Annotated in this window: 6 protein-coding genes; 1 reads left to right on the top strand and 5 read right to left on the bottom strand. The window is 48.5% G+C overall.

The features are described from left to right. Window positions 1-98: 98 nt before the first annotated feature. Entirely contained in the window at window positions 99-2,285 is a 2,187-nt protein-coding gene (gene recQ, locus ACWHX8_RS02880; protein ID WP_447970471.1) for a DNA helicase RecQ, read from the bottom strand. A gap of 1,493 nt (window positions 2,286-3,778) precedes the next feature. On the opposite strand from recQ, the gene ACWHX8_RS02875 reads away from it, so the two are divergent. Then, window positions 3,779-4,246, top strand: coding sequence for a helix-turn-helix domain-containing protein (locus ACWHX8_RS02875; RefSeq protein ID WP_447970470.1), 468 nt, complete (start codon window positions 3,779-3,781; stop codon window positions 4,244-4,246). Window positions 4,247-4,496: 250 nt separating this feature from the next. On the opposite strand, the gene ACWHX8_RS02870 is transcribed toward ACWHX8_RS02875, so the two are convergent. From ACWHX8_RS02870 to ACWHX8_RS02855, 4 genes are all read right to left on the bottom strand, one after another. Next, window positions 4,497-4,877, bottom strand: a complete 381-nt coding sequence (locus ACWHX8_RS02870; RefSeq protein WP_447970469.1) for a response regulator — start codon at window positions 4,875-4,877, stop codon at window positions 4,497-4,499. Window positions 4,878-5,148: 271 nt separating this feature from the next. Beyond that, entirely contained in the window at window positions 5,149-6,480 is a 1,332-nt protein-coding gene (locus tag ACWHX8_RS02865) for a hypothetical protein (RefSeq protein WP_447970468.1), read from the bottom strand. Between the two features lie 558 nt (window positions 6,481-7,038). Further along, a complete protein-coding gene (locus ACWHX8_RS02860; protein ID WP_447970467.1) occupies window positions 7,039-9,558 on the bottom strand; it encodes a BREX system ATP-binding domain-containing protein in 2,520 nt (839 codons plus the stop codon). 1,068 nt (window positions 9,559-10,626) lie between these two features. Beyond that, window positions 10,627-12,498 (bottom strand): tetratricopeptide repeat protein, encoded by a 1,872-nt coding sequence (locus ACWHX8_RS02855; protein WP_447970466.1) that lies wholly within the window; start codon window positions 12,496-12,498, stop codon window positions 10,627-10,629. Window positions 12,499-12,771: the final 273 nt, after the last annotated feature.

Raw genomic sequence — 12,771 nt, 5'->3', positions numbered from 1 at the left:
GTAGGACTCATTTCGCAAAGGGCGTAAGGCACGTGAGAGACAAGTTTTGAGAACGCAAAACCAAGTAGGAGGGGGCATCCAGTCATGTTTGTTTTTGTTCATTGACTCCTCTTCCCATGCACAGCCCGAAACAAGCGAAGCTGACCATAGTCATAGAGATCGTTGAGAAGCTCTTTGGCACCAGTTAAATTGCCAAATCCGGTTCGTGCAAAGGCGGCGGCGATACGTGTTTGATGAGCAGGTGTGAGAAGTTGATTGATATCGACGGACTCCCCGGCTTGAATAGCTTGTTCTAAATGTCCGTAGATCGTACTGACGACCAATCCTCGCTGCTTGGCGATTTCCTCAACTGAATGTCCTGATTGAAAACCGCGCAATGTTTCCTGAACGGTATTTCCAAGTTGCATTTTCCTTGCAACTATCGGTGACGGATCATCAGACGATTCATTCGAGAAATCTTGTCGTGGGTGAGTCTCTAGGTATTCCGCAATCGCAGCGAGAAACACCCCGCCGAACTCTTGCACCTTCCGGTTTCCTACACCGCTGATCCGAAGAAATTCTCGTTCATTCATTGGGTACTCTCGTGCCATCTGACGTAACGCGACATCGGAAAATACGACATAAGCTGGAACGTCACGCCCATCGGCGACGTTCTTTCGTAGTTGCCTCAAACGATTGAAGAGTAATTCGTCATGGGCCACATCACCAGCAGATGAGGCCTTTCGCTCTGGAGTACTCATGGGCTTCGTCAGCATGATAGGCTGACGCACTTGAAGAAAGTCTCGTCCTTGGGCCGTAAGCTCTAAGATGGTGAATGGCTCTGTCGTTTGCTGAAGAAACTCAAGTCGAATAAGTTCACGAGCAATCGCGGCCCATTCAGGTCGACTGTGAATATTCTTCCCTTTTCCATACGTAGCCAAGCGCTCATGGCCCCATCGCCGGACTTTTTCCGTCTTCGCTCCCGTCAGCACCTCAATCACATGATTCAGTCCCACGCCAAAACCGCTGTTCAGTCGAATCTGCGCAACGCATGACAGTATGGTGATAGCGTCTTCCGTACCATCTACCGTTTCCCTTGGAGAAAGACAGTTATCACATGCATCACAATTTCCTTGCTCTACCGACTCTCCAAAATAGTGCAGCAATTCACGGCGTCGGCATGTGGCACATTCGGCATACTGCACCATTTGTTGCAATTGCGCACGAGCAATGTCCTGTTCACGGCGGTCTGGTTTTTCGTTGATGAATCGTTGTTGTTTAACGGTATCCCCAGCGCTAAATAGCAGCAAACATTCGCTGCGCAACCCATCACGCCCAGCACGTCCCGTTTCCTGATAGTAACTTTCGAGGTTTTTGGGTAGATCATAGTGAATGACAAACCGCACATTGGGCTTATTGATTCCCATCCCAAACGCAATCGTCGCACACATCACATGCACCTCGTCTCGTAAGAATAATTCTTGATGACGGACACGTTCTTTGGCCGATAGACCTGCATGATACGGCTTCGCCAGAATGCCATGCGCTTGCAATCGTTCCGCTAGCTGCTCTGTGGCTTTCCGGCTCTGGCAATACACAATTCCACTTTCTTGGGACTGCGCTTGAAGTACAGCTAGCACTTGTTCATAAGGATTGACCTTCGCTTGTACGCGATACGTGAGATTCGGCCGGTTGAAACTGGCAACATAGTACGCTCCATCTTCCAAACTGAGAAGTGAACGAATATCGTCTCGTACCCGACCCGTGGCTGTCGCGGTCAGCGCCATAATTGGCAGAGTGGGAAATCGTTCTCGAAGTTCCACCAACCGTCGATATTCTGGGCGGAAATCATGGCCCCACTCACTGATGCAATGCGCTTCGTCAATCGCGAGTAGATTGACGTGCCATCGCTGAAGATCTCTCAGACATCCGGGCTGCATCAGTCGTTCCGGGGCAATATAGAGCAACCGGTAGGCGCCTCGACTCAACCCCTGCAACCGGTCATGAGACTCTTGCGTCGTCATAGAGGAATTGAGAAAAGTCGCGGGAATGCCATTGGCTTGAAGAGCATCCACTTGATCTTTCATGAGTGCAATAAGCGGAGAAACCACTACAGTAAGACCCTGCCTGGCCAATGCCGGCAATTGAAAACACAGGGACTTTCCTCCCCCCGTCGGCAATAGCGCGAGAACATCCCGTCCGGCCAAGGCATCGCGAATAATCTCTTCTTGCAACGGTCGAAATGCGGTATACCCAAAATGTTCTTTTAACAGTGAGAGTAAAGGAACTTGATTCAATGTATCCATATGCAACTATTTTCAAAATGATTCTTGAGTAACTCAGAGTCGACTAGTGTTCTGTACTTCCTGTCCATCAAATTTCACATGAGCATTCTATGGCCCAAACAGCAAATCCGACCGAGCTTGAGATGTTAAAATCCAAATGGATAATGATGTTATCCCTTGGGATACGTTCTTCTCAACCATTATGGCATCGGAAAGAGAACTGAACCAAGGGTTATCGAAGTAAACCTATGAAAACACGAGTATTGCTAACAAGCTCATCCTATTCGTGTCCTAGAACGACATAGAGCTCATAGAGACGTAGGGGGAAATTTTGACTCGACGACTTCTATGAGTGGTCGTTCATCAATACCTGATACATTAGAGTTTGCGTCATGCAAGAACAATCATCTTCTGTATTTACGCGCATCAGCACGATGCGTCCTTTTCAGGGATGGCGGTTTCAAGGTCCAAGCGTAACAAAGTGACTGACGGTGGAGTGTCTATGGAAACGAGACAAGTCCAACCCAGCTGAGGCTGACAGGCCAGCATGGTTGCCAGCTGCTTGGCTTCTTCTATCTTGACTACAGGTGTCCTTGGACACGGTCGGTGAGCGACCCTGCTGCGCCTGATAGGCATACATTGTTGCCAGCTGCTTGGCTTCTTCTAGCTTGACTACAGGTGTCCTTGGACACGGTCGGTGAGCGACCCTGCTGCGCCTGACAGGCATACATTGTTGCCAGCTGCTTGGCTTCTTCTAGCTTGACTACAGGTGTCCTTGGACACGGTCGGTGAGCGACCCTGCTGCGCCTGACAGGCATACATTGTTGCCAGCTGCTTGGCTTCTTCTAGCTTGACTACAGGTGTCCTTGGACACGGTCGGTGAGTGACCCAACTGAGCCTGACAGGCCAGCATGGTTGCCAGCTGTTTGGCTTCTTCTAGCTTGACTACAGGTGTCCTTGGACACGGTCGGTGAGCGACCCTGCTGCGCCTGACAGGCATACATTGTTGCCAGCTGTTTGGCTTCTTCTAGCTTGACTACAGGTGTCCTTGGACACGGTCGGTGAGCGACCCTGCTGCGCCTGACAGGCATACATTGTTGCCAGCTGTTTGGCTTCTTCTAGCTTGACTACAGGTGTCCTTGGACACGGTCGGTGAGCGACCCTGCTGCGCCTGACAGGCATACATTGTTGCCAGCTGTTTGGCTTCTTCTAGCTTGACTACAGGTGTCCTTGGACACGGTCGGTGAGCGACCCTGCTGCGCCTGACAGGCATACATTGTTGCCAGCTGTTTGGCTTCTTCTATCTTGATTATAGGTGTCCAAGTATGAGGAGTTTCAACGTGGTATCCAACGCGTCGATGATTTCGAAGGTTATACCCGCATGGATTTTCTGATAACCATTGACATTTTATGCCACGGATTGGATACCAAACTTTAACAATTTGGTATTCTATCCATTCGGTATAACTGAATCGGCTATAGACATGCGCCTTGGTGTTGGCTAAGATCGGCTCATGCCCATCAATGAACACATTCAAGCCTGGCGGCGCATGCGAGGAAATTCGGTGACAGCATTAGCCGGCAAAGTCGGCATGCCTTCGACTGAGCTCGAAGCCATCGAAGCCGGCGAGTTGGATCCGCCAGCCTCACGACTCGAAGCATTGGCCACTGCACTCGGAATACCGCCAGGCTGGCTCTACAGTAATCCCACAGCAATCAATCTCCTCTTAGGTGACTCTGATGAGAAAGATGGTGATTGGACACATGTAGACTCTCCAGATCCCATTCTAGAACTCATCGCCCATTCGCCCCAGGAACAACGCGAAATGTATTCGCTCCTCACTGCACTGCTTCAAAGCGGAGAACCGAAACTTCTGCGAGCTGCGGAAGTGAATCTCAAAAGTCTACTGAAACAGGCAAAGACCGCCACCGTTCCCTGGCAAAACCGGATACCAGGACATTTCGAGCCTCCAAGCGATTAACAATATCTATACATTGCCAAGACTCGAATGCATTTCGTGATAGAGAGAACGGCGATGATTCGTTCACTTGGGTCAAATACACAGCGAAGGCACATGCCACTATAGCGAAACCAAATAACTTCCAGCCGAATGTACATCATGTACACAGCGCAAAAACACACGTCGTACAGACGGAAGTATATGGGAACGGCTATAGACAGTCAGCTTCACCACAAAATAGATGAATGGAAAGTAGAGACGAAGAGGAGGGTTAAGAGTCCAAATAACGCGGAAGCGCCGTTTGGATGGTCGAAAGAAATTCATCTACCGTAAATGGCTTTTGCAAACGGTGAACCGACCCGAAGATATTCTGAAGGGATTGAGATTCTTGCTCGCTTGATGGAACGGTTCCCGACATTGCAATCATTGGCAATGTTGGTGAATGACTACGAAGGGCTTGAAGATGTTCTAATCCATCTTCATCAACATTCAAAGCATTGGCAACAACGACAGTAGCAGGGTTTTCCTGGTGAAAGGCGAACCCTTCACGTGGACTTGCGGCTTCCGATACGTCATAACCAGCCCACTCCAGAGTCAGGGTCAAAGAATCTCGGAGAGACTCATCAGCATCAATCACTAAGATTCGTTCCATGCCCCTCCTCATTGATATCACACGACAGCTCACGCACGAATGGAGGAGGCAGCAAAGGCTGTACCGATTTATTAAAACGAACATGCATGAAAATTTTCGTAATTTATTCAATAGTATACAAAATATATATTGAATAAAACCATCAAGACAGGTGAAGGCTAAACCATACGATTCTGCCTTAGCAATACATTTTTCCCTACAGTGATGAGTTGCATTACATTGAACATTGCGATGAAAGAATGTTCTCGAAAGTGAATCGAACGTGTATCATTCACTCTGGAATGGAAGAAGGAGAGGAATTGCGATACCACAACCAAAGCGTCTGGCACAGTAGCCCAGAACTCACACCTAACAGACCGACGTACAGCCCGGCGACCTGGCCATAATACGTACCAACCATTAAGATTGAAGCACTGGTGACAAGATAAATCGCAACGGCCTCGGTAATGCTTTTTGTTTGATGACGATGAACAAGAGAGCCTTGCAAAAAACTTTCAACAGCGCTTAACCCAGGCAGCAAAACGGCCAACCAGATTGCCTGACAGCCTAATTCCGTCAACTCAGGCGACAAGCCAGCAATTTCTCCAAACCATATGCGAGCTAACGGAGTTGCCGCAATCAGCAATAGCAGACTACTCGTCGTGAGGCCCAACCCAATCGCAAACCGACCAAGCATTTTTTTGGCTCCAGGATACCCAACCAGCGCGACGACCACTTCTTGAAAGGCTAACCCGAGACTTCGTAGCGTAAACGAAAGCCCAGCCATCACGGGCCAGACGGCCAATGAATCTAACGCACGCGGCATACGACTCAATGCCGCACTGCCAATCGGTAACGCAATGAGCGCAAGAAAAGACGTCATTGCAAGCGGGATATAAAATTTCAGAAGACGACCCATCGTCAACGGCAATGAAAGGGAAGGTTGCTCAGCTTGCATCCGAAGCAAGAGTGGTTGAACGACGCGATTCACTACAGCCGCTTCCACCAGAACGCCACAGGACACGGCAACCGTCGCCACGACAATTCCAGGAAACGTCCCCCAATAGAGCCCACATCCTAAGATGGAAACGTTGACCAATAACCGAAGTGCCGTTCCAAGACCAATCGACCGAGTTTGGCCATATCGAATCATGACACCTTGCTGAAATCGCCGAATGGCAATCGCGCCCGTCCAGGGCGTCATAAGCATGAGCCCTAGTCGAGCCGGCTCTCGAATTGGTTCAGGGACGTTGAGAATATCCGCAGCAACCACATCATACAACGGAGAAAACCCGACAAGAATATGAAGGATGGTCAGTACGCCAGACATGTGAAACATAAATCGGCGAAGGAACAGATACGAGGTCCAATCTCTGGATAATGCCGTTGAGGCTGCCAAGAGCATAATGACTGGCGCTTCAATGATCAGCGCAATCGGGAAGACCACACCTCCATACGCCGCGAGATGAACTTCGGGGTCAGCCAGCCGAGCCATGACCGCACTCACAATTGGGAGTTCGATGCCCATGAGCACCCAACTTCCAGCCAAAGGCCACCACAACTCAAAAATCTTTCGAAGACTAAGAGACGATTCTGTCTGAGACACCGTTGTCATTGATGACACATGAAATCCTTTTCCCCTTAGGGTGTAACGGAAAAAAGCTCTCTAGAAACTCAAGACTCGTGTTCGAAATACGAGGGGTGAGATATCGAGAAGAATGATCAAGAATGATACGGTTGCGAGGACAGAGTTTCGAGCAGTGAGACCGTCACTGAAAGACGATCAATGAAATTAGGGATTTCAAGATGACAAGACCTGTGCTCTCGCGACCATTCACACAAAGACCAGCATAACACTAACAGGTTCTTTGCAGCGAGAGGTGACGGTGCTGCGGACTGAGAACCCTATAGCCGTTTCAATTATAGCGAAACTATAAAACATTTAGCCGAATTGACATCACATACAGAACGCAACTGCACACGTCGTATAAGTGAACGAGAACCGGAACGGCTATAACGTCCGCTGATTCAAACGTTGTACCGCGCGGAGTTCGTTGTATTTTTCCGTTTGGAACGTATTTGGATTCGCTATAGACCCAAGAAGCATGAAAGGTCTCGATTGACCTCTCATGCTTTTTGAGGAAGGGCTTGTGCGATAGCAGGTAAGCTGAAAGCCGCAGGATCAAAGCGATTCACTACCGTCAGAAGCCTTGCCTGGAGCTTCAACCTTGGAATGAGCAGAGTCTTCCTGACTTACGGTGGCCAACACACGATCCTCTTCATAATGAGACTTGAGATTGTCCACTTCAATTTCAACCACTTCATCGGGGGTCAAACGCTTTAAATCCAATTCCGTGATCCAGCTTTTGACATATTCCCGCATACGTGTTCCTGGGAGAACCTCAATATGCGGAACCACCGCAGAATGATCCCAATCACGCCAGTTATGGGCTTGCACATGCAGAGAACGAACGGTTTGATGCGTCTGCTGAATTAATGGTTCAGTTGGCGCTTCGATCGGAATTCTTCGAGACTCCACTAAATTCATCCCTATTTCAGCCTGTTCGGCCAGTCTCACATTGTCGTCAGATGATACGGCCCGGAGACGTTGAGGAATTTTTACCATATCCCCCTTTCCTTCCAGCACCTCTTTCTGAAAATCATCCGTCAAAGCGACAACGACGCCAATCCCGGGATAGCTCTCCGTATCCTGCCCTCCAACCAAGCGAGCCAATTCAGCATACGATTTGGCTCGTTGATTCACGGAATAACGCCCCATGACCTCAACTTCATCAACTAACACAATCCAGCCAGCATACCCTGCCGATTGGATTAATCGAGAGGTAAATTGAAACCGTTGAGAGGCAAGTTCGGCCTGTGAAATTTTTCCGAAACTATATCGCCCGGCAATGCCGCATTCCTTTAAATGCTTTTTGAGTTCTCCGACTCCAAGCGGATCGCCCGTCCAAAATCTGGTCATACGATGCCCCAATTCTTGATCCGTTCCCATCCGTTCATACAGAAACAGGGTTGCCGCAAAACGCGGGTCAATTCCAGCCTCTACACTATTCACCCACGTCCTGAAACTTTTGTACTTTGGGTCCCAAGAATCGCACTGGCTTGCAACCTCCGAGAGCAGCTCCCCTTTTTTATCGGGGATGACAGCCGATTCAACCGCAGCATGAAACATTCGGACAGGATGATACAGAGGCGTTTCCTTGCTAATCACGACCCGGCTACAGATAAAGTTCGACTCTAAGGCGACATGCTGAAGGTATTCCAGCACATGGGATTTTCCGCTCCCAAAACTCCCTTCCACAATGAGGCCCTTGGAACACTGGCCCGTCGCAATATTCTGTTGCGTCCCTTCCAATAACCGCCGGAAGCGCCACTCAATTTCCCCTTGCGAACACCCTAACGTCTTCACGACATGACTGTTCGGGACCCCTGCGCGCAAACCTTCAATGACTCGCCTGGCCATCAAGGTCTCGTTGTCGGTCTCAGAGGTGACAGTGTCTCCTATACGTAAAGACTCTAATGAAGAAGATGTCGGAGACAATCGGACGAGCGGGACCAATGGATTCTGGCGATGCTTGTCGCGCACATCATCCCAAATACGATGCTTAAGCGCCTCATAGCGATCAATACCCCGCTTGGCATCTGTCAAAAACTCAGGGGAGGCTTGTACGACCATCATAAATCCTTCCAATTCATCAGACGTATCGATAAATTGCCTGAGCATATCATATAGATCGAGCACAGCGGTGGGACTATAATGCAACGTCCGGTCAGGCTCAGCAGGCCGCTTGGCGACGAGATAGCGTGAGATATCCACGGTCATAATGAGTCCCCGTTTCCCGGCGAGCCGGAGCCAGTGCGTCAGAGACGAAAGCAAATATCGAGCATTATGACGAACAATTTTCTGGAATATCAGGGCTTTCTTGACTCCTGAGATCAAGCGAAGTTCTCCACAGAGCCATTCTTTCACCGCATTGCCTAGCACACGATCGGATTCCCCACTTTCCAATTGCGCCAAACAGAGTCGAATAATGGCCATCCGAAATTCACGACACAGATTGGCATCGCCTTCAATAGTTTCTTCTAACCAGGTTTGCAGATCCCGTCGCAATAACGGTTCCTTCCGTTCATTGAGCGTCGCGACATGGTGCAACGTGAATTCTTTGCGTTGAGCCGGGACTTGATAGCCGTGGTCAGCGAGCAATCGCACCACATACTCATAGGCCAGCTCATCCCAATCTAATTGCTTCGCAACTTTGTGAAACAAACGATCGACCATATGGGCCTTGGTATATCTCGCGTCCACCTTGGCAAACACGAATTGCTCCTCGTGGGCATTATTCCCTAATTCATCGGAAAACGATTTATGACTATCGGCATCAGGCAACACCACAAACTTCACCGCCCCTCCACCGTCGCGGACATAGCCTTGCAAGTACTCTCGCCGTACAATTTCTAGCCAGGCTTTTTGATTAATTTCCATAGAGACCGCAGCCTGAAGGTTGTCCTGCTGAACTGGTTCTTTCAAGACAGGCTGCAATTCAGGAACGATTTCGCTACTCTCCACAGATACGAGGGCCTCTTGAAAATTTTCTGTCGGATTCTGGAGTGAATCCAATCCCGTAACATCATCCTCAGATCGAAGTGATTGCAGCCGATTCAATGCATCAATAAGCTTGCTCATAACTTACAATTCACACCCTTCCCCACTTCATACAAGTGGTCATCTCATCATTGAATATCAGTTGAGTCATGGCTCTACATATATACATCGGAGATTTCTTCATATTCTTAACACTTACATGCTGTTACTGATCCCTTCATATTGCTGGACAAGCCGCCTACTTTCTTTGCGTTGGAGACACTTGTTGAATACGAGCATTCAGCGAGGGGAATAGGCGCCGTAGGGCTTTGGACGACCCCTGAGATTCAGACAGCGTACTTTGTTGAAGGGGGAGGTGACTCACCGACAAAATGCTGAAGGAAGCCCACGCACTCTAGTGAATCCAAATCCGGTATAGACACGCGCTCCTGACTAACCCGGCGTAAATGCCTACTTGAAAAACCGAAGTGATTTCCGCTTGGACTCAGGATTGAAGATCGACGTGCTTGGTGACGCTGAGATAGTCGGAATACCGCATTTGTAAAGTCATTCGATTCGCGATAACTGAATCGGCTATAGATTGACAAACCCATAAAACGATGCAAGTTGCGAGAAACGACGCTGGGTTTGAAAATGAGGAAGGAAAAGAACCGTCTGCTACGGTAGAGTCGCAACCGAACAGTTCTTAGGCTACGAAGGATGAGAACGATAAATCAAGATGACAGTGAGACGCTAGCCGTGGTTCAGGTTATCTTTTCGACGCGACCACGAATATCCGCTTACCCAACCGAACCATGAAAGCACTACAACGAAACACGCCAAGAAAATCATCGCCATGACAAAGGTTATTTTACTTAGCATTGTCCTCGCCTTTCGAGTTCATTCGCCTTTCAGTATCCATTGTCGGAAAAATCATTTTCGAGCTTGAACAATCTCTAGCTCTCTCATAATTGTAATACCTCTGATAGGCTTTTGTACACAGGGATGAATTTGAACATTCATGCTTAAGAATGATAAAGCATATTTTATGCCTATATACAAAAACCAACATCAAAAACGCTGATTTTCACAAAAACCCTTCATACTGATGTGCTGATGTGTATTTAGGTTTGCTATACACCATGAAAAAGATTTCTTCAAACCCATCCATTACATTATTTTCTCCAATAATTTACAGGCTTCAGAAAATTCAGCCCGGCAACTTACACTCAAGTCCTTGAGTCCAGGATCAAAAAACTGAAGTCGAAAATGTGACAAGCCGCGCAGATAATAGGCATGCGCTATACGTTTTCCGTCTAGGCCGAGCTTTAAGGCCTGAGAGAAATCATCAATCGCACGTCGGGAGGCATTCATGCTCGCATACACGCGCCCACGAAAAAAAAGATCGTGCGACCGTTGAATAGTATCGGCTTGTGCGGACTGAAGTACTTGATCGATATCAGAAAGCGCATGCTGGTAATCGTGAAGCTGAAAATACATATACCCGCGTTGTCGAAAACATGCCAGCAATTCCGGATTTTGTTGCACGGGGAGGTCAGCTCTTAAAAGTATTTGAATTGAATGAGACAATTCCACCAGCACTTCTTGATACTGATATCGTGTCAATGAAGTACGACGTTGACGACATACGTCATGGCGTCGTTTATCCAAAGAGTCATTCGGAAGAGCCTTCTTACGAACAAAGTTCTCCTGCACATTCACGAACGGTGATGATTCAAGAGAACGGGGCTGCGGACCTTCAGCCAATGATTGACGCAACTCCTTGTCAAGAAGAACAGGGGTGTTGATATCGGGAGGGGGCACAGTCATGGGGACAGCCTCCAGAGAATGTCCTTTTTTTCCCGATCGAACTTCCGAAATTTCTTTGTTGACTTCCAGATTCGAAGCTGTGCTCGAAACATTTGACATAACCTCTTCCGTCGAAGGACTGCCCGCATCAGCGACTACCGACGTAAACTCTTGACGATCTGACTCGTGCCGCCTTGTTTGTTCGCTGTCATCCGATGATGACTCTTCAGACACAACAACGTCTTCAGGAATAATGGTACTGGGAGGATTGTGAGACGGCGGTACAATTTGTTCTTGTATCAACTTCGGGGCTTCGTCTGTTTTTTTCCCCTGCGGGATATCTGTAGACTGCACACGATCCTGCTGATCCGATGGGACAGATTGCGTCGGCAATAACACGCGACGGCTTTTCTCATTTATTACTTCAGCCACCTCTTGAACATTCTCTACGCCCACCTTTTCAGACAAGAGGTTATCCTTCTCATACCTCGTTGAGTCTTCAACTAGGGTACGACCACTAATAGGTAACACCGCCATGGCCTCCGCCTTATCCAAGGCAATGACTTCCTGTTCCGAATTCACTTCCGGCCCGCTTCCTACCGCTTCATTCCCGTTCGAATCACCCGGGATCGCTAGGGCTTCAATACCGGGGAAAGGCACTTGAGAAATCTCATACAAGACAACCTTTTCTGGCGAGATCATGTCCTCATCAGCACGATGAAAAAATATGTGTTCGTCCGCTGATATCTCATTTAATATTTCCGATTCAATAGTGCTGATTGTCTCTGAATCGCCCGGTACACCATCGAGAAGTTCAGGACGGACTATTCGGGAAAATGGTTCACCATCTTGTTCTAACATCCGACTCTCTTGGCGTTCTGTCGTTGCGGTTGCTTCAGCAACAACCTGAACGTCATTCACATCCTCATGTTCCATCCGGCGTGTATTTTCAAAGCTCGACAATGAGTCAACACGATCATCCAACGTTCGCTGCATGCTCTCGCTATCGTTCTCTTGCTTACCTAACACGAAAGAGGAATGCGGAGGCTCCCCCTGCCCCACTTCGTCATCGGCACAATCCACAGGCTGTGATGTCAGAGCGCTATCATCCGAACGAGATACGTCAGTCGTTCCCTTATCGATCCAACGCTCTCTGTCTCCAGCACACCCCCAGGTCAACACAATACTGAGGACGAGTAGAGAAGGCCATCTATGACATAATGAAGCGTTCACATTCATTTTTACCGTCAACTGCGAAATCAGACACCCCAAACATCGAAAATATTGTGAAACGGCTATAGCTCACACCATCCATCTCACAGAGAAGTACGGCAGGGGCATACTTCCCCAATACGTTTATCGGTAATTTCTTGAAAAAGTCTAAAAAAGGAATGACACGGAGCAGTGCGTTCAGCTCTTCCCTAGGAACACAGGGACTGAGCACGAGGGAGAGGACAAAGCGAACCGACAATGCGGACGAGACTCAACATGCGATGAATCATGACA

The sequence above is a fragment of the Nitrospira sp. M1 genome, assembly GCF_965152605.1.
Note: the sequence above shows the minus strand (reverse complement) of the source record. Positions and strands in the feature narration are given on the sequence as shown.

Coding starts and splice junctions, on each gene's coding strand:
- ACWHX8_RS02860 (WP_447970467.1), bottom strand. CDS start 9,558: ATGAGCAAGCTTATTGATGCATTGAATCGGCTGCAATCACTTCGATCT.
- ACWHX8_RS02875 (WP_447970470.1), top strand. CDS start 3,779: ATGCCCATCAATGAACACATTCAAGCCTGGCGGCGCATGCGAGGAAAT.
- recQ (WP_447970471.1), bottom strand. CDS start 2,285: ATGGATACATTGAATCAAGTTCCTTTACTCTCACTGTTAAAAGAACAT.
- ACWHX8_RS02870 (WP_447970469.1), bottom strand. CDS start 4,877: ATGGAACGAATCTTAGTGATTGATGCTGATGAGTCTCTCCGAGATTCT.